Annotated in this window: 19 protein-coding genes; 8 read left to right on the forward strand and 11 right to left on the reverse strand. The window is 69.5% G+C overall.

The window, feature by feature from the left end; translation table 11 throughout:
- Positions 1–314 precede the first annotated feature (314 nt).
- A complete protein-coding gene (gene rocD / locus ABIA35_RS08870) occupies positions 315–1,586 on the reverse strand; it encodes an ornithine--oxo-acid transaminase (RefSeq protein ID WP_370357630.1) in 1,272 nt (423 codons plus the stop codon).
- A 23-nt stretch (positions 1,587–1,609) separates the two neighbouring features.
- Positions 1,610–2,452, reverse strand: a complete 843-nt coding sequence (gene ddaH / locus ABIA35_RS08875) for a dimethylargininase (protein WP_370357554.1) — start codon at positions 2,450–2,452, stop codon at positions 1,610–1,612.
- Positions 2,453–2,605: 153 nt separating this feature from the next.
- On the opposite strand from ddaH, the gene ABIA35_RS08880 reads away from it, so the two are divergent.
- Genes ABIA35_RS08880 through ABIA35_RS08890 form a run of 3 tightly spaced genes read left to right on the forward strand, consistent with a single transcriptional unit; the run spans position 2,606 to position 5,845 of the window.
- On the forward strand, positions 2,606–4,207 hold the full coding sequence (locus ABIA35_RS08880; protein WP_370357555.1) for a CNNM domain-containing protein: 1,602 nt from the start codon (positions 2,606–2,608) through the stop codon (positions 4,205–4,207).
- 4 nt (positions 4,208–4,211) lie between these two features.
- Positions 4,212–5,252, forward strand: coding sequence for a tryptophan--tRNA ligase (gene trpS / locus ABIA35_RS08885; protein ID WP_370337816.1), 1,041 nt, complete (start codon positions 4,212–4,214; stop codon positions 5,250–5,252).
- Between the two features lie 2 nt (positions 5,253–5,254).
- Entirely contained in the window at positions 5,255–5,845 is a 591-nt protein-coding gene (locus tag ABIA35_RS08890) for a 2'-5' RNA ligase family protein (protein ID WP_370337818.1), read from the forward strand.
- Between the two features lie 102 nt (positions 5,846–5,947).
- Here ABIA35_RS08890 and ABIA35_RS08895 read toward each other — a convergent pair whose 3' ends face one another.
- A complete protein-coding gene (locus ABIA35_RS08895) occupies positions 5,948–7,309 on the reverse strand; it encodes an MFS transporter (protein WP_370357556.1) in 1,362 nt (453 codons plus the stop codon).
- Between the two features lie 243 nt (positions 7,310–7,552).
- Between ABIA35_RS08895 and ABIA35_RS08900 the strand changes: the two genes are divergently transcribed.
- The 4 genes from ABIA35_RS08900 to dapC all read left to right on the forward strand — a co-directional run bounded on the left by ABIA35_RS08900 (position 7,553) and on the right by dapC (position 10,517).
- A complete protein-coding gene (locus tag ABIA35_RS08900; protein ID WP_370337822.1) occupies positions 7,553–8,131 on the forward strand; it encodes a TetR/AcrR family transcriptional regulator in 579 nt (192 codons plus the stop codon).
- A gap of 88 nt (positions 8,132–8,219) precedes the next feature.
- The gene (locus ABIA35_RS08905; RefSeq protein ID WP_370357557.1) at positions 8,220–8,924 is read left to right on the forward strand and encodes a phosphatase PAP2 family protein; all 705 of its coding nucleotides are present in this window, start codon (positions 8,220–8,222) and stop codon (positions 8,922–8,924) included.
- Between the two features lie 111 nt (positions 8,925–9,035).
- Complete coding sequence (gene fdxA, locus ABIA35_RS08910; RefSeq protein ID WP_370337826.1) at positions 9,036–9,368, forward strand: ferredoxin; 333 nt, start codon at positions 9,036–9,038, stop codon at positions 9,366–9,368.
- Between the two features lie 51 nt (positions 9,369–9,419).
- Positions 9,420–10,517: a succinyldiaminopimelate transaminase gene (gene dapC, locus ABIA35_RS08915; protein WP_370337828.1), complete on the forward strand. Its 1,098-nt coding sequence runs from the start codon at positions 9,420–9,422 to the stop codon at positions 10,515–10,517.
- 419 nt (positions 10,518–10,936) lie between these two features.
- Here the strand turns inward: dapC and ABIA35_RS08920 are convergent, their stop codons facing one another.
- The gene (locus tag ABIA35_RS08920) at positions 10,937–11,668 is read right to left on the reverse strand and encodes a hypothetical protein (RefSeq protein WP_370357558.1); all 732 of its coding nucleotides are present in this window, start codon (positions 11,666–11,668) and stop codon (positions 10,937–10,939) included.
- A gap of 97 nt (positions 11,669–11,765) precedes the next feature.
- Between ABIA35_RS08920 and ABIA35_RS08925 the strand changes: the two genes are divergently transcribed.
- Positions 11,766–12,734 carry an alpha/beta fold hydrolase gene (locus tag ABIA35_RS08925; RefSeq protein ID WP_370357559.1) on the forward strand — a complete coding sequence of 323 codons (969 nt, stop codon included), beginning with the start codon at positions 11,766–11,768 and terminating at the stop codon, positions 12,732–12,734.
- On the opposite strand, the gene fxsT is transcribed toward ABIA35_RS08925, so the two are convergent.
- The 7 genes from fxsT to ABIA35_RS08960 form a co-directional block, all read right to left on the reverse strand.
- Positions 12,731–16,627 (reverse strand): FxSxx-COOH system tetratricopeptide repeat protein, encoded by a 3,897-nt coding sequence (fxsT, locus tag ABIA35_RS08930; RefSeq protein WP_370357560.1) that lies wholly within the window; start codon positions 16,625–16,627, stop codon positions 12,731–12,733. The two genes, ABIA35_RS08925 and fxsT, sit on opposite strands and share 4 nt — an antisense overlap.
- A complete protein-coding gene (locus ABIA35_RS08935) occupies positions 16,617–17,708 on the reverse strand; it encodes a TIR-like protein FxsC (protein WP_370357561.1) in 1,092 nt (363 codons plus the stop codon). Before ABIA35_RS08935 ends, fxsT begins: the two co-directional genes overlap by 11 nt.
- 91 nt (positions 17,709–17,799) lie before the next feature.
- Entirely contained in the window at positions 17,800–20,211 is a 2,412-nt protein-coding gene (locus ABIA35_RS08940) for an FxsB family cyclophane-forming radical SAM/SPASM peptide maturase (RefSeq protein WP_370357562.1), read from the reverse strand.
- The gene (locus tag ABIA35_RS08945) at positions 20,208–20,405 is read right to left on the reverse strand and encodes a hypothetical protein (RefSeq protein WP_370337842.1); all 198 of its coding nucleotides are present in this window, start codon (positions 20,403–20,405) and stop codon (positions 20,208–20,210) included. The genes ABIA35_RS08940 and ABIA35_RS08945 overlap by 4 nt, the downstream gene beginning before the upstream one ends.
- 208 nt (positions 20,406–20,613) lie before the next feature.
- On the reverse strand, positions 20,614–21,303 hold the full coding sequence (locus tag ABIA35_RS08950; protein WP_370337844.1) for a hypothetical protein: 690 nt from the start codon (positions 21,301–21,303) through the stop codon (positions 20,614–20,616).
- A gap of 148 nt (positions 21,304–21,451) precedes the next feature.
- Entirely contained in the window at positions 21,452–22,072 is a 621-nt protein-coding gene (locus ABIA35_RS08955; RefSeq protein ID WP_370337846.1) for an HAD family hydrolase, read from the reverse strand.
- Between the two features lie 19 nt (positions 22,073–22,091).
- Positions 22,092–22,958, reverse strand: a complete 867-nt coding sequence (locus ABIA35_RS08960; protein WP_370337848.1) for a hypothetical protein — start codon at positions 22,956–22,958, stop codon at positions 22,092–22,094.
- Between the last annotated feature and the right edge of the window lie 95 nt (positions 22,959–23,053).

The following is a 23,053-nucleotide window of genomic DNA, read 5'->3' on the forward strand; positions in this document are numbered from 1 at the left end:
CGGCCTGCAGGCCCCGCACCGCCGGGCCCGGCCGGCGCCCCAGCGACCCGGCCAGCTGGTCCGCGCACAACACCAGGAACGAGCGATTGCGGCGAAGGGATGACGTCATCAGTTCATTGAAGACGACCGCCGCCGTCTATGAGCAGATCGCTCCGAACGAAAAAACCTGCCCGCGGACGACACCAAAACAGGGTCACGCACGTCTTAAGAAGAAGCCGCGCCCGCAGCGGGCCGTACCCCCGCCGCGAGCGCGGCCGCTCGCGCCGCACGGACCCGGCCGCCGAGGCCGGGTCCGTCGCGACCGACAGACAGTATCAACCCAGAGCGCTCTGTAGTTGCAGCACCGCCCAGTCCAGCTCCTCCGCGGTCACCACGAGCGGGGGCGCCATGCGGATGGTCGAGCCGTGCGTGTCCTTGGCGAGCACCCCGCGCGCCATCAGCCGCTCGGAGATCTCGCGGCCGGTGCCGAACTTCGGGTCGATGTCCACGCCGGCCCACAGACCGCGCCCGCGGACCTCGCGCACCATCTCCGCCGGCAACTTGGCCAACGCCTCGTGCAGGTGCGCGCCCAGCGTTCGTGCGCGGGACTGGTACTCGCCGGTGACCAGCAGGCCCACCACCGCCCGCCCGACCGCGCACGCCAGCGGGTTCCCGCCGAAGGTCGAGCCGTGCTCGCCGGGGGCGAACACGCCGAGCACGTCGCGGTCGGCGACCACCGCCGACACCGGCAGGATGCCGCCGCCCAGCGCCTTGCCCAGGATGTAGACGTCGGGGACCACGTCCTCGTAGTCGCACGCGAACGTGTAGCCGGTCCGCCCCAGCCCGGACTGGATCTCGTCGGCCATCATCAGGATGCCGCGACGGGTGCAGATCTCCCGCACCGCCGCCAAGTACCCCTCCGGCGGTACCAGGACCCCGGCCTCGCCCTGGATCGGCTCCATCAGGATCGCCACGGTGTCGTCGGTGATCGCCGCCTCGAACGCCGCGGCGTCGCCGTAGGGCACCGAGACGAACCCTGGGGTGAACGGCCCGAACTCGTTGCGCGCGTCCGGATCGGTGGAGAACGAGACGATGGACAGCGTCCGGCCGTGGAAGTTGCCCTCGCAGGTGATGATCTGCGCGCGGTCCTCCGGGACGCCCTTGACCTGGTACCCCCACTTGCGGGCGGTCTTCAGCGCGGTCTCCACGGCCTCGGCCCCGGAGTTCATCGGCAGCGCCGCCTGCTTCCCGCACAGCTCGGCCAGCTCCTCGACGAACGGCCCGAACTGGTCGTGGTGGAACGCCCGCGAGGTCAGCGTCACCCGGTTCAGCTGCTCGCGCGTCGCGGCCAGCAGCACCGGGTTGCGGTGCCCGAAGTTCAGCGCCGAGTACCCGGCCAGCATGTCCAGGTAGCGGTTGCCGTCGACGTCGGTCACCCAGGCGCCGTCGGCCTCGGCGATCACCACCGGCAGCGGGTGGTAGTTGTGCGCGGTGTGCGCGTCGGACTGCGCGATCAGCGCTTCGGCCCGGGCCGACGGCGGATTGCGCGGTCCTGCGCCGCGTTCCGTGGCGGTGTTCGAGACGGTGTTCGAGGCGGTGTCGGAGATCGTGGTCACGGGTCAGGCCCCTTTCAGCCTCGGAGCTCCAGCGTGCAGCACTTCACAGAGCCACCCGCCTTCAGCAGTTCGGACAGGTCGACGCCGATCGGCTGGTAGCCGCGCTCGGCCAGCCGGGCCGCCAGGCCCGTGGCGGCCTGCGGCAGCAGCACGTGCAGGCCGTCGGAGACCGCGTTCAGCCCGAAGACCGCGGCGTCCTCGGCGGTGGCGATGACCGCGTCCGGGTACAGCGTGCGCAGCACCGCCTGCGACCCCGGCGAGAACGCCTCGGGGTAGTAGGCGACCGTGTGGTCGTCGAGGACCGCCAGCGCCGTGTCCAGGTGGTAGTAGCGCGGGTCGACCAGCCGCAGCCCGATCACCGGCATCCCGAAGAGCTCCTGCGCCTCCAGGTGCGCGTTCGGATCGGACCGGAAGCCGTGGCCGGCCAGGATCCAGTCCCCGGCGTACAGGAAGTCGCCCTCGCCCTCGTTGATGAACCGCGGGTCGTGGACCTCGGCGAAGCCGTTCTTGCGGAACCACTCCATGTACGCCGGGCCCTCGGCCTTGCGCTCGTCGTTCCGGAACGAGGCACCCAGCACCTTGCCGCCCACCACCGTGGCGCCGTTGGCCGCGAACACCATGTCCGGCAGGCCCTCGATCGGTTTGATGGCCTCCACCTGGTGGCCGAGATCCATGTACAGGTCACGCAGGGCCTCCCACTGGCGCGCGGCCAGCGAGGCGTCGACCGGTTCGTCCGGGTCCATCCACGGGTTGATCGAGTAGGTGACCGCGAAGTGGTCGGGCGGGCACATCAGGTACCGGCGCGGGATCGCCACGCGCTGTGCCGCCGAGGGCACGGGGGATGTCTCGGTCGTCATGCAACCTGAGCTTAAATACGGTGTTTTCCCTGCTCAAGCAGGCTTCGTTGCGTGTCGGCGCACGATCCTTGCGAAGATCGGGCCGTCACAGGCGTTTCATTGCGTCCCTGCCGTCCCAGCCCGCCGCGCCGGGCCCTGCCTACAATCAGCGGGGTGAGTCCGATTCTCGTGTCCATCCTGGTCGTGCTGGCGCTGATCCTCGTCGAGGCGCTGTTCGTCGCCTCCGAGATCGCGCTCGTTTCGTTGCGCGAGGTCCAGATCGAGACCATGGCCCAGCAGGGCCGCCGCGGCCAGGTGGTGGCCAAACTGGTGCGCGACCAGAACCGCTGGCTGGCCACCGTGCAGATCGGCGTCACGCTGACCGCGCTGCTGTCCTCCGCCTACGGCGCCATCACCCTGTCCGAAAGCGCCAAACGCGGACTGATCAGCGCCGGACTCGGCAAGGGCCTGGCCGGCTTCGTCGGCGTCGTCGGCGTCACCCTGGTCATCACCTTCGTGACCCTGGTGATCGGCGAACTCGCGCCCAAGCGGCTGGCGCTGCAACGGCCCGAGTCCACGGCGCGCGCGGTCGCGCCGTTCCTGAACCGGATGGCCGCGGTGGTCCGGCCCTTCATCTTCCTGCTCTCTGTGTGCACCAACGGCGTGGTGCGGCTGTTCGGCGGCGACCCGTCCGTGGGCCGCGAGGCGGTGTCCTCCGACGAACTGCGCCTGATGGTGGCCGGCAACGAGACGCTGAACAGCGACGAGCGCGAGCTGATCGACGAGATCTTCGACGCCGGCGACCGGCAGCTGCGCGAGGTGCTGGTGCCCCGGACCGAGGTCACGTTCCTGGACGCCGAGCTGCCGATCCGCCAGGCGGCGCGCATCGCGGCCTCCGAGCCGCACTCCCGCTACCCGGTGATCGAGGGCTCGGCGGACAACGTCATCGGCTTCGTGCACGTGCGCGACTTCCTCAACCCGGAGCTGGCCGGGCGCTCGATCCGGCTGGAGGAGATCGCCCGCCCGGTGAAGATGCTCCCGACCTCCAAGCAGGTGCTCTCGGCGCTGTCGGAGATGCGTGCGGAGTCCATGCACCTGGCGATCGTCGTGGACGAGTACGGCGGCACCGCCGGCATCGTCACCCTGGAGGACCTGATCGAGGAGCTGATCGGCGACATCCAGGACGAGTACGACGTCGGCCAGGCCGGCACCACCCGCCTGGTCGGCGGGGTGATGGAGGTCGACGGCCTGCTGAACCTCGACGACTTCATGGACGAGACCGGCATCGAGCTGCCCGACGGCCCCTACGAGACCGCGGCCGGCTTCCTGGTGGCCCAGCTCGGCCGGCTGCCGAGTCTGGGCGACGAGGTGGTGGTGGCCTTCGACGCCGTACCCGGGACCGGCTCCGGCACCAGCTCCGGCTCCGGCTCCGACGACGAGGACGTCGAGCGCGAGCTCCACCGCTCCCAGCTGAAGGTGGCCGAGATGGACGGCCGCCGGATCGCGCGGATCCGGATCACGCGGCTGCCGGAGGGCGGCGAGGGTTCGGACGCCGAGGGTTCGGAGGCAGAAGGTTCGGACGCAGCGGGTTCGGACGCCGAGGGTTCGGATGCCGAGACTTCCTCCGCTGAAACTTCCTCCGCCGAAGCTCCCGAGACCACCCCGGATCTCACCTCGGGTGACCATTCGGGCACTGATGGTGGCGAAGCCCCGGGGCAGGCCGGTGCGGGTGAGGAGATCCCGGGAGAACCCGATCAAAGCGAGCCGCGGATCTGAGAGAATGGGGCCTATGGCAGCCGCTCCCCAGTCCTCCGGTCGCAAGCGCGTCTTCTCCGGCATCCAGCCGACCGCCGACTCCTTCCACGTCGGCAACTACCTCGGCGCGATCCGGCAGTGGGTGCCGCTGCAGGAGACCCACGAGACCATCTACTGCGTCGTGGACCTGCACGCGATCACCGTCGAGCAGGACCCGAAGCTGCTGCGCCAGCGCACCCGGGTGGCCGCCGCGCAGCTGCTGGCGGCCGGCATCGACCCGGGCCGCAGCACCCTGTTCGTGCAGAGCCATGTGCCCGAGCACGCGCAGCTGGCCTGGGTCCTGACGTGCATGACCGGCTTCGGCGAGGCCAGCCGGATGACCCAGTTCAAGGACAAGTCCGGCAAGCAGGGCTCGGCCAACACCAACGTGGGGCTGTTCACCTACCCGATGCTGATGGCCGCCGACGTGCTGCTGTACAACGCCGACGAGGTCCCGGTCGGCGAGGACCAGCGCCAGCACCTGGAGCTCACCCGCGACCTGGCGCAGCGCTTCAACGGCCGCTACGGCGACTGCTTCACCGTTCCGGACCCGTACATCATCAAGGCCACCGGCAAGATCACCGACCTGCAGGAGCCGGGCGCGAAGATGTCCAAGTCGGCCTCCTCGCCGGCCGGCATCATCGAGCTGCTGGACGACCCGAAGGTCTCGGCCAAGAAGATCCGCTCCGCGGTCACCGACACGGAGCGCGAGATCCGCTACGACGAGGAGAACAAGGCGGGCATCTCCAACCTGCTGTCGATCTACTCGGCCCTGGACGGCCGGTCCATCGCCGAGCTGGAGACCGCCTACGCGGGCAAGGGCTACGGCGACCTGAAGAAGGACCTCGCCGAGGTGTTCGTGGAGTTCGCGACCCCCTTCCGCGAGCGGACCCAGGCCATCCTGGCCGAGCCGGACAAGCTGGACGCGGTCCTGGCCGAGGGCGCGGCCAAGGCCCGGGCCATCGCCACCCGGACGCTGGCGGAGGTCTACGACCGCGTCGGATTCCTACCCGCGGCGGGGAACTGACCGTGGGCGGCGTATCCGATCCGCTCGCCGCGACCTTCGCCGGGGCGAACCCCTTCGCGGCCGGGGGCCGGGGCGCGGACACCGTGACCATCGGCGTCGCGGTGCCCATCCCGGAGCCGTACGGCACCGAGCTGCAGAAGTGGCGCGAGTCCTTCCACGACCCGATGGCCCTGGCCATCCCGACCCACGTGACGCTGCTCCCGCCCAGCGAGGTCGAGCGCGAGGACCTGCCCGGCATCGAGGACCACCTGGCCAAGGCGGCCGCCTCCGGCCGGCCGTTCTCGATGCTGCTCCAGGGCACCGGCACCTTCCGCCCGATCTCGCCGGTGACCTTCGTCCGCCTGGCTCAGGGCGCCGAGGAGTGCGCGGCCACCGAGGCCCTGGTCCGCTCCGGCATACTCGCCGGCGAGGCCCGCTTCCCCTACCACCCGCACGTCACCGTCGCCCACGAGCTGCCCGAAGCGGCGCTCGACCGCGCCGAGCACGCGCTCGCGGGCTACGAGGCCCGCTTCCCGGTGACCGGGTTCGCGCTGTACCTGCACGGCGACGACGGCGTGTGGCGGGTGCGGCGGGTCTTCCCCTACGGCCGCTAGATCCGCCGGATCTGCTGGATCCGCGTCCGGCGAACGCGACAGCGGCCCCCAGCAACAAGAACTGGAAGCCGCCGCCAAAGAACTGTCCGAACTGTCCGGGCTCTACTCCAGAACTGGTGCGGGCCCCGAACCCGCCCCCGCCGCGGGCTTCGGCTTCAGCGTCAGCGAGATCAGGCACACCGCCAGTGCGATCCCCGACCCCACCGTCAGACCGGTCCCCAGCCCGTGCGTGAAGTTCACCGCCGGGTTCGGGTTGTGGCTGCCCTTCATCGACGAGGTGAAGATGGTCACCAGCACCGCGATCCCCAGCGCGCCGCCGATCTGCTGACAGGCTTGCATCAGGCCGGACCCGGCCCCGGAGTCCCGCGGCGCCAGGCCGTTCATGATGTTCAGCGCGATCGGGCTGAACGCGATACCGCCGCCGAGCCCGAACATCAGGAACGGCACCAGCAGCCCGGTGACGAAGCCGGTGTGCACCGAGATCTGCGAGAGCCAGAACAGCGCCCCGGCGATCAGCGCGGTCCCGACCGCGATCAGCGGCCGCGGCCCGAACCGGGGCAGCAGCTTGGGGATGAAGCGCGAGACCGTGAACAGCGTCGCGGTCAGCGGCAGGAACGCCAGACCCGCCCGCATCGGCGAGTACTGCAGCACCTCCTGCATGAACTGCGGCATGAAGAAGAACATGGAGAACATCGCCCCGACCAGCAGCACGTAGGAGCCGTAGCTACGGGCCCTGGTGCTGTCCCTCAGCAGCCGCAGCGGGAACACCGGGAAGTCCACCCGCGACTCGATGAACACGAACGAGGTCAGCAACACCACCGCCGCGACGAAGACGCCGATGGTCACCCCGTTGCTCCACCCGTGCTCCGAGGCGTTGATGAAGCCGTAGACCAGGCTGCCCATGCCGGTGACCGAGGTGATCGCCCCGGGGATGTCGAACCGGCCCTGCACCCGCGGCGACTCGTTCAGCAGCCGCGCCGCGGCGATCGCCGCCACCGCGCCGATCGGCACGTTGATGTACATGACCAGCCGCCACGAGCCCCACGTGGTCAGCATCCCGCCCAGCAGCAGACCGACCGATCCGCCGGCACTGGACACCGCGGTGAACAGGCTCATGGCCTTCACCCGGGGCGCACCCTCCGGGAAGGTGGTGATGATCAGAGCCAGCATGCTGGGCCCGGCCATCGCCGCACCCACACCCTGCAACGCCCGCGAGGCGAGCAGCATGGTGGAGTCGACCGCGAGCCCGCCGATGAAGGACGCGACAGTGAAAAGGATGACCCCGGAGACGAACATCCGCCGCCGTCCCAGGATGTCGCCCGCACGCCCGCCGAGCAGCAGCAGACCGCCGAAAGCCAGCGTGTAGGCGTTCAAGACCCACGAAAGGTTCGCGTCCGTGAACTTCAGCGACGTCTGGATCTTCGGCAGGGCTATGTTGACGATGGTGGCGTCAAGGACCAGCATCAGCTGGCAGGTCACGATGGTCGCAAGAATGAGCCCCGGCTTGGGCTCGCGCTTCGGAACAACTTTCCCAGTGGAAGGCGTTGTGGATATGGACGCAGTAGACATGGTGTCCTTCACCTGACGGCGAGCATGTAAGCGGAGGCTAGCTCCGTTTAGCGTAGAGCGCCGGTCCACGCGGCGGCAACTCAAATTCGCAGGGCCCGGGGAAGCCCTGCTCACACAGGTGAAGGGACAGATGACACCGTGAGGGCAGACGCGCTCCGCAACCGCGAGCGCCTCGTCGAGGTCGCCCAGTCGGCGTTCGCGAACAACGGGATCGAGACATCCCTGGAGGACATCGCCCGCCAGGCCGGCGTCGGAATCGGGACACTCTACCGCCGGTTCCCCCGGCGCGAGGACCTCATCGCCGCCGTCCTGGCCGAGCGCTACCTGAAACTCGCCGAGTGCGCCCTGGTCCTGTCCGAACGCCGCGAGGACGCCGACGCCGCACTCACCGAATGGCTGACCCTCCTGATCGAGCACATGGCCATCTACCGAGGCCTGTCCATGGCGGTGAAAGAGGCCATCCACGACCAGAGCACCGCCCTGGGCCGCACCTGCAAAGAAATGATGGACGCCGGCACCGAACTCCTGAAGCGAGGCCAACGCGCCGGCGCCTTCCGCCCCGACGTCACCTTCTACGACGTGATGGCCCTGTGCTCCGGCATCGTCACGGCCGTCGAACGCCGCGCCGAGAAGCCCGTCGACTCCGACATCCCCCCGGTGAACCCCTACCTCCTCCTCGACGTGGTCCTCCGAGGCCTCCGCACACCGGACGCCTGATCCACCCGCACCTGATCCCCCCCGCCCACCGCAGATGAATGAGCGGTGAACATCAGACGAACATCAGGCGAACAAGTTACTGTGAGGCATGCTCACCGAACCCCGGCATGCCGTCGCCCACCACCGCGCCCCCGTCTTCGACGACCGCGCCCGAGCATCGGCACTCCGACTGTGGGGAGCGGCCTCCTTCGGCCTCTTCGTCCTGCTGGCACTCATCGTCGCCACCAAGGCATCCCGGGGCGCCGACCAGTCGGTGGACAACTCACTGAACAAGTTCGCCCTGCACAACACCGGGGTGACCGACATCTTCAAGGCGGTCACCAACACCGGCGCCCCAACCGTGACCCTGGCCCTTGGCCTCCTGGCCGCGGCCGCCTTCTACGCCCTGCGCATGCGCCCCTCGGCATATTTCGCCGCAGCCTCGGTCATCGGCGCCTACGCCATCGCCTACATCGCCAAGAAAGCCGTGAACCGCCACCGCCCGCTCTGGGACGCCGCGCACACGATCTCCACAGAATCCGGCGCCTCCTTCCCCTCCGGCCACGCCACAGGCACCTCCACCTTGGCCGCAGTGCTGATCCTGGCAGGAATTCCCCTACTAGCCGGCCTGACCGCCCGCCGCACCGCAACAACCCTGCTGGTGCTGTACGTGATCGTCATCGCGGCGTCCCGCCCACTCCTCGGCGTCCACTTCCCCACAGACGTCCTCGCAGGCGCCGCACTGGGCACCGGATGGACACTCTTGTGCGCCTCAGTCCTGCGCCCTTGGCAGGACCAGCCGTCCGCAGGCTGACCCGCTTAGGAGAACCAGCCGCTCACGCGTGATACTAAGGGCGGACGAGCTTAGGGTTTTGCAGCCCGCACCGCTGCGTCGCCCACCGCATCAACAGGAGGACCGGAGAAAGTGACTTACGTCATCGCCCTGCCCTGCGTGGACGTGAAGGACAAGGCCTGCATCGAGGAGTGCCCTGTCGACTGCATCTACGAGGGCGAGCGCATGCTCTACATCCACCCGGACGAGTGCGTCGACTGCGGCGCCTGCGAGCCGGTGTGCCCCGTGGAGGCGATCTTCTATGAGGACGACACGCCGGAGCAGTGGAAGGACTACTACAAGGCCAACGTGGAGTTCTTCGACGACCTCGGCTCCCCCGGCGGCGCCTCCAAGATGGGCCTGATCGAGAAGGACCACCCCCTGGTCTCCGCCCTGCCGCCGCAGGCCGAGGGAGAAAGCCACTAGGGGCTTCCCCCAAACGGCGACATCCCGCTCCACCAGAGGAAACCCTTCACGATGCGGAAGCTCCCTGACTTCCCGTGGGACCGGCTCGCGCCCGCCAAGGCGCGAGCCGGCCATCACCCGGACGGCATCGTCGACCTGTCAGTCGGCACCCCCGTCGACCCGGTGCCCACCGTCATCCAAGACGCCCTGCGCACCGGCTCCGACGCCCCCGGCTACCCACTCACCCACGGCACACCCGCCCTCCGCGAGGCAGCCGTCGGCTGGATGGCCCGCCGCCTCGCCGTGCCCACCGTCGCCCCGACCGCGGTCCTGCCAGTCCTGGGCACCAAGGAACTGGTGGCCTGGCTCCCGATGCTCCTCGGCCTCGGCCCCGGCGACCACGTGGCCATCCCGGCGGTGGCCTACCCGACCTACGACGTCGGCGCCCGAATCGCCGGCGCCGACACCCTGGTGGCGGCTCCCGAAGCCGCCGCCGACCTGATCACCACGCACCGCCCCAAGCTCATCTGGCTCAACTCCCCGGCGAACCCCAACGGCCGGGTCGCGCCCGCCGCCGAGCTGCGCGCCGTGGTCGCCGCGGCCCGCGAGGCCGGGACCGTCGTGGTCTCCGACGAGTGCTACATCGAGCTGGCCTGGGAGGCCGAGCCGGTCTCGCTGCTGCACCCCGACGTCTGCGGCGACAGCCACGAAGGGCTGCTGGCCGTGCACTCCCTGTCCAAGCGCTCGAACCTGGCCGGCTACCGCGCGGGCTTCGTCACCGGCGACCCGGCCCTCGTGGCCGACCTGCTCGAGGTGCGCAAGCACGCCGGCATGATCATGCCGCAGCCGGTGCAGGACGCCATGACGGCCGCCCTGAGCGACGACGCCCACGCCGCGGAGCAGAAGGAGCGCTACCGCAGGCGGCGCCAGGTGCTGCGCGAGGCGCTGGAGCGGGCGGACTTCCGCATCGACCACTCCGAGGCCGGGCTGTATCTGTGGTCCACGCGGGACGAGGACTGCTGGACCACCGTCGACTGGCTCTCCGAGCGCGGCATCCTGGTGGCCCCTGGCGACTTCTACGGCGAGGCCGGGGCGCGGCACGTGCGGGTCGCGCTGACGGCGAGTGATGAGCGTGTCGCCGCTGCGGCTGCGCGGCTAGCCGGGTCTTGATCGGGGCTTGGTCTTCACTGCTTCTCCTGTCTCCTGCCGGATTCGGGGCATGTGCTTAGGCCGGACCCTGGCGCCTGGGGGCGGCGCCAGGGCCGGCTGGTTGTTTGCCGTGCCCGCCCCCGGAGGGGCCTGCTCGATGCGGGGCGATCCCCCATTTGCCTCCGACTTGGCCGAAGTCGGGGGCCCTTATCGCCTCGCTTCGAGCAGTCGACGACGCTAGGTCATCGAGGGTGTGGCGGCGGTTCCCTGGCCGGGGGCGGTGAGCTCTGTCCGCGTCCTGGTTTGGGGGCCGTCGGCCCGGGAGTCGCTCATGTGCCTGGCTGTGGCGAGGGGCTTCCGGGATGCCTCAATGGTGCGCGAAGGCGGCATATCGGACATCGGGTGATTGGCGTAGGTTCTGGTGCGCTTATTGGCTGAGGCTAAATGGGTGCTTCGGGGGCTGGTTCCTTCTGCAGGTAGCGCATCGCGCGCTTGAAGTACCCGCGGGGGTTCGTGTCCAGGAAGTGGGCCCAGGCGGGGTCGTGTTCGCCACGCAGCCGTGCGACGCGGGCGAGTGCGTAGCCGAACATCGGCTGGTTGATGTACCCGAGCTGCTGCCGGCGCCAGCCGCCGGTGCCCTGCGAGAAGGTGAAGGCGGCGTTGGCGGTGAAGATGCCGAGGCCGAAGAACACCGTCGCCAGGTCGGTGAGTGGCTCGTGGTCGCGCTCGTGGGTGCTGGCCGCGCCGCGGTAGAGCAGCTTGTGGTGGCAGAGCTCGTGGGCTGCGACGGCGACCACTCGGCGGGGGTCCGGGGCGTTGTCCATGCCGACCGCTATGACGCCGACTCCGTTGCGGACGCTGTAGTGCCCGGCGACGCTCTGGTAGGCGCTGGTGCCTGCGCCTGGGGTGGGGCGGGCTGGGGGGCGTCCGTCGTATAGGGCGACCGCGATCTCTGCCGGGTCGATGCGGAGGTGGGCTCGGACGAGGTCGACTACTTCGAGTACATCGTCCGGGGTGCCCCTATAGGTCTCGGGGAAGAACGTGGGTGTCGGCGTGAGGATCTCCGCCTGGAGTGCCTCGCGTCCGAACTGCTCGACGCACCAGGCCAGCATCTTCTCGATCCACTGGCGCTCCCGGTCGTCGACCGGCGGGTGCGCCCCGAACAGCGGCATGACCCGACACTATCCCGCCTCCGCCCGCGCCCTTGCGCGCCGGAGGCGTTCGTTTCCGGCATGGCGGTGCGGGGTAGCCGCCCAACGGAGGAGAGCCATGATCCGCACAGTCCGGACCCCGGACGGCCGCCGCCTGGCCGTCTGTCAGCGCGGCGACCCCGACGGTGCACCGGTGATGCTGTTCCACGGCACGCCCGGCAGCCGGTTGGGGCCGGTGCCGCGTCCTATGACGCTGCACGCCTGTGGCATCCGCCTCCTGACGTTCGACCGGCCCGGGTTCGGCGAGTCGGACCGGCAGGTAGGGCGGAGAGTCGCCTCGGTCGCGGCGGATGCGTGCGCTGTCGCGGATGCGCTGGGCATCGATCGCTTCGCCGTTCTTGGGCGCTCGGGTGGCGGTCCGCATGCGCTGGCGTGTGCGGCGCTGTTGCCGGAGCGCGTGACGAGGGCGGCGGCGATGGTGGCCTTGGCGCCTCGCGATGGCATGGGCGATGCCTGGTTCGCCGGTATGACGCCCGGCAACATCGAGGCCTACACCCAGGCCTTTACGAACCCCGAGGCGCTGCGTCAGGTTCTGGACGACCGCGCGGCGCGGATCCGTGCCGACCCGGCGAGCTTGTTGGCGAACATCGATGAGGGGCTGGAGCCGACCGACCGTGCGGTGATCCGGCAGGCGAATATCCGCAAGGAGCTCGTCGCCGCTTATGCGGCGGCGGTTTCGCGTTCGGCGGATGGTTGGTATGACGATGCGATCGCGTTGGCGGCGCCTTGGGGGTTCGATCCCGCCGATATCCGGGTGCCGGTATACCTGTGGCACGGGGCGGAGGACCGGTTCTCGCCGGCCAGTCACACGACATGGCTGGGTGAGCGGATTCCGCGCGCGACGGTCGACCTGGAGCCGCGCGCGTCGCATTTCAGCGCCCTGTTGCGGATGCCCCAAGTGATCGTGTGGTCGGGTGCGCGGGTGTCGTGGGATGCGGCGGTCGGGCTTGGGGTACGGGGGAGAGCGGCTTCGGGGCAGCGTAGGGCTGGGCAGCCGGGTCGGTTCGTGGATTACCGGAGCTCTTAGTACGCCGTCGCCTCCAGGTCCCTACCGATCCGGGCGCCTGCGCGTACACGGGAGCACACTGGATGGCCTTCGCCTAGTTGTGCGGTGAGGCGGTCGAGGCAGCGTGCTGTGGTCACCTCTGCCTCCGCTCCGTGTCCCGACGCGCGCAGTGTGGATGCGTGGTTCGCCTCGGTGATGAGTGTGTAGACGTGGCCGTCGCCGAGGCGGTCCCGTGAGCCCGCTAGTACGCGTTCCTCTAGAGAGAACGCTGCTGCGAGTTCGCCGTCGTCCGCTAAGCAGTTCGCGAGGTTGCCCGCTGCCGCCAGGGTGAAGGGGTGGGCGGCGCCGAGTGCGGCCTCGAAGCCGGTCAGGGTTCGCTCGGCGTGGGCTCGGGCGCGGGGGACGTTGCCGGATGCCCGCTCGTAGACCGCCAGGTTGTTCACTGCTACGAGCGTGTAGGGATGGTGTTCCCCTAGCTGCTCCTCATACGTCGCCAGACAGGTGGCGCTGATTGTGACGGCCTCCGCGTCCCGGTCTTGTGCGGCCAGGTCTGCGGCGCGGTTCAGGGCGCAGGCGCGCGTGTCGGGGTGAAGGGGGCCGAAGCGCTGGAGGTAGCGCTCGTAGGTGGCCTCGGTCAGGTCCTGTGCCTCGCTGAGGCGTCCGCATTTGCGGAGCGCTACCGCCAAGCTCTTGGCCGTCCTTAGCGTTTCCGCGAAGTCGTCCCCTAGCACGTCGCGATACGTGTCCAGTGTTGTGCGCAGTAGTTCGACGGCCTCCGTGAATCGCCCCGCGTCGATCATGTCCCGGGCCAGAGACCCCGCGGAGCTCAGCGTGTACGGGTGGTCGGCGCCGAGTACCTCCCGGCGGCGTGCGAAGACCTCACGGTCCATCTCCATGGCCTTGGAGAACTCGCCGACGAGCCGGTACGAGATGGCCAGGTTGTTCGCTGAGGACAGTGCCTGTGGGAAGTCCACACCGAAGTTCTCGGCGAACCGCGCGTATGTCTGTTCGTCCAGTGCCAGGGCCTCCTCGAACCGTCCCAGTCCGCGGAGAGCCGCCGCCAGGCCGCCGGCGGTCATCAGGGTGTGGCGATGATCGTTGCCGAGTGCGGCGGCTTGGGCCCGGAGCACGTTTGTGTTGATCTCCCGTGCCTCCTCGAAGCGGCCCATCGACCAGAGCACGTTCGCGGTGTGGAAGCGCAGGGACAGCAGGTCCGGGTCCGTGTCCGGGGCTCTTCCGCGCGAGGCCCATACTGTGGCCAACTCCTGCGCGAACGCTAAGGCCGCACTGAGTTCCCCGCGCTTCCACAGATAGCGGACGCGGTCGATCAGCAGCTGGAGGGTCTTGCCCTCGGCGCACAGGCGGGCTCGGCTCGGTCCCAGGTGGGCCCAGATCTGGTCGTAGCGCGGCCAGTTCTCCGGGTCGTCGGTGTCTCCGGCGCGGGGACGGGCACCGACCAGCATCCGGTGCACCTCGTGGCAGGCCAGCTCCTGGTCCGCCTCGCTCATTTGGGCCCGGATCACCGACTGCACCAGGCGGTGCACTTGCAGGGTGTTGGAGGCGGCGTCCACGCGCGCCAGGGCGAAGCGCCCGACCTCGCGGACCAGGCGGCCGATCATCATCCGGTCGCGCAGCGCCTCGTCGTAGGGGATCAGGGCCTGGATCATCTCGTCCGAGCGCAGCAGTGACATCGACACCGGTTCCGGTGCCAGGAACGAGCACAGCTGGAGCAACCGGACGGCGGCCGGGGACCGGTCGCGCAGGGATTCGAAGGAGATCGTCCACGTCGTGGCTACCGGCACCGGATAGTCCCCGGGCTGGTTCAGCGCCAGTACCGTCGATGCCTGCCGGTCCAGTTCCGCCAGGTACTCGCCGACCGGTGTCCCGGTCTCGGTGAGCCAGGCCGCCGCCTGCTCCACCGCCAGGGGCAGGTCGCCGAGGGCGACGGCCAGCGCACCGGCGTCTTCCACGGCCAGTCCCGGCACCCGCCGCCGCAGGTGCTCCACGCTCTCGGTGCGGGTGAAGACCTCTACCTCGACCGGCGCCGCCTCCTGCGCCCAAGCGGGGTGCCGCGATGTGATCAGGACGTGGCCGTGCCGGCTCTCCGGCAGGTAGGGGCGTACTGCGCTGGGCTCGTCGGCGTTGTCGTAGACCAGCAGCCAGCGTCGTACCGGGTCTCCGCGCCGGAGTGCCTCAAGGACAGCGGTCGCGGTCTCCGCGATGCCGCTGTCCGCGCGCAGGCCAAGGCCCAGTGGCCGCGCAAGGCGGGCGAGCTCTGCGGGGATCAGCTCCGGCTGGTCTGCGGAGAGCCACCAGACGAGGTCGTAGTCGCCTTTGAACCGGTGCGCGTACTCCAGGGCGACCTGGGTCTTGCCGACGCCTCCCAAGCCGTGCAGTGCCTGCGGCGGCGGGGAGCCCGCGGCGGAGCCATGGAGCAGCCGGTCGCGGACGCGTTCCAGGACTTGGTTGCGGCCGGTGAAGGTGGCGTTGCGGCCGCGCAGGTTCCAGACGCGCGGGTCGACGCCGGGGAAGCGCGGGCCGTGCGTGCGTGAGGAGGGAAGCGCATCGGGGGACCGTGCGCGCCACTGTGCATAGGCGTTCCGGTCCACGGCTCGTAGGAGCGTTTCCACGGCTTCCGGTTCGCTCAGTCGTGCCAAGTCGATCGGGGGGTTCGCTTGGTACTGCGCCGGCAGCCGGACGTCCGCGACGAGTACTGCGGTGATGGTTTGTGGCGCTGGTGCGTCCGCAGAGCGTAGGTATGAGTACGACGTTATGGCGAGAACCTGCCGGTCCTCTTCTGCTTCTGTAGCCTCTTCCACGCTGACGAGATCTGCGGGCACTTCTACCTGCGCCAGGATCTCCCGGACCCAGTCGGCCCACATCCGGTCCTCGGCGACGTAGTGGATCAAAGGGCGGACCTTCGTCGTCTGCCGCCTGGTGAACCCCTCCAGGACTCGCTGCCGCCGGGTTTCCTCGATCGCGGGCAGGCCGGTGACGCGGCCCACGGTGATCTCGGCGGTGAGCCGTTCGAAGGCCGCCAGCAGCGAGGTCGGCAGTCCGGGCGTGTCGCCGAAGACGGCCAGGGTCTCCTCGTAGGCGTAGAAGGGCCTATAAGGGATCTCCACGGAGGCCCAGTACTGGGACCGGCGCTCGTCGTCCATATCGGTGGGGAAGCCGTCGAACCGGGACGTCACCAGTGCGCGTCCGGCGTCCGCCTTCGCCTTCTCCGCCTCGTCCACGCGCATCGGCACCGGCAGGATGCGTATAGGGCGGTCCAGACTGTGCTCCCGCACACGCCGCGCTACTGCGAGCGCGCCGTCGATGTTCTGGTCGCTGAGCGCGAAGCAGTCCACGAGGACGTCGGGGAGCTGAAGCGTGCAGATGTCAGCGATGTCCGACAAGCCGGTGCGGCTGTCGATGAGGACATAGTCGTATGCGGCCTTCATGCCGTCGCGTATCGCCTGGAAGAACAGGCCGCCGCCCATCTCCTCGTAGAAGTCGTCCCAGCCGCGCGGCGCCATCGCCGAGGCGTAGTCGCGGTTCTGGCGCCCCGCCGGCAGGAAGTCCAGGGCGCCGCCGCCGGGGAACGGCCAGTCCACGGCCACCGTGTGCAGGGCCACCTCCGCCGCCTGCCGGTGCCAGTCCGTCGGTCGGTCCTCGCGGTGCTGGTGCACCTGCCAGGCGTAGTCGACGATCAGGTCGATGACCCCGCCGGTTGACTGCAGCGCCGACGGCGGCAGGAACGGGTGGTAGAAGCGGTGCAGTCCCGGTGAGTCCAGGTCCCAGTCCACGGCCAGCACCCGTCGGCCGTTCGCGGCCAGGATCCATGCCACGTTCGCCAGCGCCATCGTGCGGCCGGTGCCGCCCTTGTAGGAGTAGAAGGTGATGACGGTGCCGTCCGGATCAGGGGACATCGGGCGCTCCTCCTGGCGGTCGCTCGGTGGGGGGAAGGGAGCGCAGACGGGGAGGCCGTGCGGAGCGGCCGTCCGGAGCATAGGGCGTCAGGTGCCGTAAGAGTGCCGCCTTGGCGGCGGGGTGCACCTCTCGGAAGTAGAAGTCGTCGAAGTCCGCGGACGCGATCTGGTAGGGCCGACTGACGAACCACTCCGCGAGCTTCACTTGTGCGGCGCGGATATATGCGATCACTGCTTCGTCCGCCGAACCAGTCGAAGTGTCGGGGAGATCGGGGAGTGGTTCGACCATCGGAGTGCCCGAGGCCTCTGGAGCCTTCTGAGTGCCCGCCGGCAGTGCGAGCGGGCGCCGTCCCGGCAACGACAGGGGAGTGCGACCCCCAACCCGGCGCACCAGGTCTCCGGCGGCGTCGAAGAGCCCTTCGGCGTTCTCGAAGCGGTTGCGTAAAGCCCTGAAGTCCACCGGGAGGGACGCTTGCGGAGCGCTGCTCAGAGCTACCCGTACTACCTCGCGCGCCAGCGCGTGGATCGCCAGCTGGTACTCGTCCTTGAAACGGGCCAGCCGGATGAGCTGCAGGAAGCCCAGGCGCGCGTAGGCCTCGCCAAGGGTGTGGTGGTCGAATTGCAGCGCCTGCGCGGCGGCCGGCAGGTCGGTGTCCGGCATCGGCAGCCACAACACCGGGATGATCGCCTCGGGCCGGGTGCCGGAGGTCAGCTCGTGCGCGCTCTGCCGTGCCTGGAACAGGTACCACTCGCTGGCGCAGCTCAGAGATGTGAAGTAGCGCGGCGTGTAGAGCGGCACGAAGACCCGGCACGCCGCCAGCGCCTCCGATATCCGGCGCGGCCATTCCTGCCCGACCCGCAGTTCGCGGTCCATGAACCCGGGCCTGGCGTGCCGGGGGAGCGTGGTGAGTTCCGCGACCTCGAATGTCAGGTCGTCGAAGAAGCGCAGTGTCCACCGGTCCGGGTCCTCTGCCGTACCGGACTTGTCCTCCGGCGCGCGGTGGTGCCGGGCGTAGCTGAGGAAGAAGACGGGAGCCGACCCGTGGTCGGCGCCTAGCGGCACCCGACTCGAGACAGCCATCCGCCTACCCCGTGACCTTCACTCCTCTTCACACTGTGTCTCCAAAAGGATTGCGCGGCGTAATCGATGGCGTCAACGGTGCGCGGAGTAGTCAGACCTTGGATGTCCAACCTTCCACCGTGGTCCGCAGCGCCTCCACGAAGCGCAGACCGAGCGGGGTCAGGGAGCCGGAGTCGGCCAGGACTTGTGTGGCCCGCAGGGTGTGTCCGAACCAGAGTGCGAACTCCGTACCGGCGTGTGCACGTTCCTCGGGGTCGGTCGCGGTGAAGCGGCGGACGCGCCAGAAGTCGGTGACGCCGACGTGCGCGTACGTTCCCTGCAGCAGTCCCTCCAGGGGGCGTGGGTCCTCCCGCCACGGCGCCTCGAACAGTCGGGTGTCGTGCGGATCGTGCAGGTCTGTCATGTCCAGCACCGCGCCGAGCTTCACGTGCTGGAACTCGTGGATCATCAGGAGCGCCAGCGCGGAGGCGGACCGATCTGGCGTTGCGGGGCCCAACACGGGTAGTGCCGCACCGATCGCGCCATAAGCGCGGCGCGCTGTGGAGCTGACGGCTCGGCCGGACAGGGACGGTGCCAGCGGCACGATCGTCGACAGTCCTGCGGCGATGCCCGGCGCGTAGGAATGGTGGTCTCGCGCGAGCAGGTCCCATGCTGCGGGGATGGTGCGGGTCCAAGCTGCGGCGTCGGCTTCGGGCAACCGTTGCGCGACCTCCCAGTGATGGCAGCGGCGGAACGGGTCCGTGTCCTCCAAAACGATTCCGCCTGTGGAGAACGCAGGAAGGACCACGCGCCGGACGCCTTGCCATCCCGACGCATTGAGCACGTCGCAGTGGCCTTCGGAGATCCGCACCGTCAGGGACCGGCCCGCGTCGGCGCCGACCACCAGACGCCCCAGCGTGGGGAGGTACACGGCGCCCAGCCGTACTGGCACTTCCATCTCGGCGTCGACGCCGGCGTGGATGGCGATCGCGGCTGCCAGCGAGGCCAGGTGGGCGAAGTCTTCGGGCTCAGCTCGGCCGGACTGCGCGTCGTCGAGGCAGCGCAATGCCCAGACCGACGTATAGGGATGCCCGAGTACGTCGTGCAGGGCGTTCTTGTTTCCGGCATCGAGGGTCTTCAGCGTGGAGATCGCGGAGTCCACGAGTTCTTGGCGCGATCCGCTGTTGCCGTCCGCTGCGGCGAACACCTTGGCGAGCAACAGCATGCGGAGTGAGCGGTGGAAGCGGTTCAGGTGTGCGATCGCCTTAGCGTCGCCATATCCGTGCGCCAACTGATGCAGCACATCTGCGGGCAGCCCTAGAGTGCGCTGCGCCGGAACCCGCGCGACAGCCGGTGCCTGGGCTCGGGCCCGGATCCCCATGATCAGCTCCTTGAGGTCCTTGCAGTAGACACTCGGATGATCAAACGAATCGGTCGAGGGAGCGGCGGAGGCCGCCTCGGCGGGAGCGCTATAGCGATGGGTCCGTAGGCCTCCCCCGCATACCGAGACCACAGGACAGCGTCGGCAGGTTTCGCACAGGTCAGCCAAACCGTGGCGCCGCGCCTCGAAGCCCGGATGCCCGGAGGCCTCGTCGAAGGAGTGCTCGGCGACAGTGAAGCCGGTGGCGGGAGCGCCGTCGTAAGCCGCCTTGAGAGAGTCGGTCTGCTCAAGCGTTCCGTCCGACTCCACGACCACCAGATCGACCGGGTCCAGGCCGAGCGACTCCGTCCCGCTCGGCAGCCCGCGGAAGGCGTCCAGGACCGAGGTGAAGGAGCGGATCGGGAAGGGGCGGTTCTCGGCGTTCCAGCGATCGAACACCGCGAGCATCCAGTCTGCGTATTCGGCGTGGTCGGGATTCGCCCTGAGCGGTGGATCGCTATGCGTGGCGTGGGGGAGGAGGAAGTCGGCTCGCGGGGGAGAGGCCTCGCGGACCGCCTTGTACACCGCCACCGGGTCGTTGCGTACGTCGATGGTGCATAGGACGCCCGCGTAGATGTCCGGGTAGTCGTCGCGTAGTAGCGAAACCGCGCGTAGAGCCTGCATATGGCTGGACGCTCCATTGGCGAAGCGCCGATGTCTGTCGGACGCTGTGCGATCGCCGTCCAGGGACACACCGACGCGTACGCGGTGGTCGCGGAACAGGTCGCAGTACTCGCGTGTGAGCCGGACCCCGTTGGTATGGACACGTAGGTCCACCGCACAGCCCGCGCTCTCGATGACCTCACGCAGCGTCGCCACTATGGCGCGCATACGCGCCGGCCCCAGAAGCAGCGGCTCCCCGCCGTGCAGTACCAGGGCGACGGCAGGGAGGCGGTGCGCCGCGGCGTGTTCGGCGATCCGCTCTGCGGTCCGCCGTACCGTCTCCTCCGTCATGAAGCGCGGTTTATGACGCCATGAGCTGTCGGCGGCCTCGTAGACGTAACAATGATCACAAGCGAGATCGCACCGGCTCGCCACTTTCAGGACGAACTGCCGGAACGGCGGCGCCCCGTAGGAGGGGGCCACGGCCCCGCGCTCCGTCATAAGGCCGAGTTGAACGACGCGGCCACCGGCACCGTCGCGGTGCCGCCGTCCCGGGGTGGGTTGACCCGCCGGTCAACGTCCTCCGACCGCACCTCGCCGGCCGATACCGAGCGTGAGACGTCGGTCAAGGACTCCTCGCTCAGGTCCACGAGACCGGAGGTGACACTTGTCGTCTTGCCGTGGCGGTGCTTCATCCGTGGCTCCCGATGGGGCGGTTCACACGTTGTCGCGCATGGCGATTCATTGCGCCTTCGTGCCGTCCGCATGCGAAGAGGTGCGGATAATCGCTCCCAGGGGGGATTCCTCTTTTCGTCGGGTTATGAGACATCGGAAAGGCAGAAAGGCCCCTGGCATGCGCGCGGGCGCATGCCAGGGGCCTCGGGGAAGGGTCGTTCCGCCGGGCTAGAAGCTGCCGAGCGAGGTCAGGCTGCCGACCGGCAGGCCCGAGGTCAGCCCGCCGACCAGCGGCAGGCTTCCGACCAGCGGCAGCTGGCTCTGCGGCTTGGGCGCGGCGGCCGGGGCCGGCATCGGCGCGGCCGGGGTGATCGTCGGGGCGGTGACCGCGGGCGCGACCGGAGCGACCATCCGGCTGCGGGTGCCGGGGTGCGCGGGCTTCATCAGGGCCGGAGGGGTCGGCATGTGCGGGGGCGGGAAGGCGGCCTTCAGGTCGGAGCCGGCCTGCTCGCCGGCGGCCTGGGCGGTCGGCGCGGTGGGGGCGGGCTCGCCGGTCAGCTGGCCGACCACCGGCAGGTTCTGGGCCATCGGCCCGACCACCGGCACCTGGCCGGCCAGCCCGCTCACCGGCAGCCCGCCGGCCAGGCTGTTCAGCGGCAGGGCGTTGGCCAGGCCGCCGTTGATCGGCATGATCGAACTCAGTCCGGCCACCGGCAGCGCGGAGCGGGTCACGGGCAGTGGCGCGGCGGCCAGCCCGGTGGCGTCGGCGACGGTGGTCGAGATCGGCGCGGCGTCCAGCGGAGTGCTGGTCGTCGGTGCGGTCGCCGCGGAGGCGGCGCCGCCGACGACGGGACCGGCGGCCATGGCGGCCGCCGTGACGACCAGGCCGCGCCGGACCGTGGTGCTCAAGGTGCTCATTGCCTGGTTCTCCTCGTATTGGGGCTGGCGCGTTTACGCGACAGCTCTCTGCCCAACGGAAGAACCCTGCCCGGGGAAACGCCGGACGAAGTAAAAGGGAAGTAATATTTCCAGACGGTGATTGGGTCGTCCGATATCAGAACCGCTATCAGATTACCCCGTCCGAAGGCGATTCTTTGTCGAATTCCGCAATGTGCCTTCGCGCTGCCTCGGCGCCGGTCCACACGATGGCGTGGATCCCGGCCTCCCGGGCGGCGGCGACGTTCACCTCGCGGTCGTCCAGGAAGAGGACCTCGCCGGCATGTGCGCCGAGCCGGGCCAGCAGCGCCTGCCAGATCGCCGCGTCGGGCTTGGCGACTCCCAGTTCCCCGGAGATCACGAAATGCTCGAACGGCGCGGCCCACTGCCGTGTGCGGAAAGCCGTGCCGTGGGCTCTCGGCGCGTTCGACAACAGCGCCAGCCGCCGACCGGCCGCCGCGAGCTCCTCGATCAGCTCGACCGAGCTGGGGTCGAGGGTGTTCCACAGCTCGACGTCCGCCGCGCTCAGCGCCGCGGCCTCGGCCGGGCCCACCTCGACCTGTGCTTGTGCGCCGACCGCCTGCCAGTAGTCGAGCTCTGCCAGGCCGCGGTCGTACTTCTCCCGATGGCGCCAGTAGCCCTCGGCGAAGTCCGCGGCCGGCGCCTCGATGATCCCGGCCAGCCGCGCGAACGCCTGCTCTGTCGGCCGCTGGGCGATGACCTCACCGTAATCGAACACGATCCATGTCATCGCCCCAGCGTGCCAGCCGTCAGCCGCCCTTCACCACCGAGACGTCCACCGTCCCGCCGCTCGAGGACGAGGTCTGCTGCCATTTGCCCGAAGCCCGGGTCCACACCTGGTTCGCGTACTGCACCCGGTCCACGTCCAGCGTCTTGGACGAGGCCACGGCCCAGGCCGCGAGCACCTGCGGGTTGAACAGGTTGTTGGACGTTATCCGCAGCGTCAGGCCGTCGGAGGAGTGCGAGTACTGCGGAGCCGCCCCCGCGCCGTTCGCGCTGAACTGCTTCACCAGCGCCTGGCCCAGGGTCGAGGCGCGGGGCGTCAGGCCGCTCGAGCCGGGGGCCTCGACGGCCAGCTTCGGGTCGTCGTAGGTGCAGGTCAGCGAGGTGCCCGACTTGGCGTCCAGGGTGGTGGCCAGGATCGTGGCCATCTCCTCCCACTGCCCGTAGGACTCGCCCGAGGAATCCGCCGAGCGCTGCACGGCCTGCGCGGCCTTGCCGACGTCGATGGTCTCCCAGTTGTTCACGTTCAGCAGCGCGTAGAAGAACTTCCCGGTCGAGTACACCGGGTCCATGATCTGTTCCTGGCTGCCCCAGCCCTGCGAGGGCCGTTGCTGGAACAGGCCCAGCGAGTCGCGGTCGCCGCCCTGCAGGTTCTGGATCTTCGACTCCTGCTCGGCCGTGGCCAGGGCGATTATCGTCGCCCGCTCCGGCAGGTTCTTGGCCCGGGCCACCGCGGCGATGGTGGCCGCGTTGCCCATCCGCTCGTTGGCGATCGTGGAGGACTGGCCGTCCGCGCCGACGGCCGTGCAGTTCTCGGCGGAGACCCCGCCGTTGAACGCGTGGTAGACGAAGAAGCCGCCGGCGCCCAGCGCGCCGAGCAGCATCACGGTCACGATCCAGGCACCGATGTGCCGGGATTTGCGCGGCGCTTGTTCCTGCCTGCCTCGGGGGCGGCCTCTCTGACCCATACCGTCCAGTTCCGTCCGTT

Origin of the sequence: Catenulispora sp. MAP12-49, from assembly GCF_041262705.1 — a bacterium.
GTDB lineage: Bacteria > Actinomycetota > Actinomycetes > Streptomycetales > Catenulisporaceae > Catenulispora.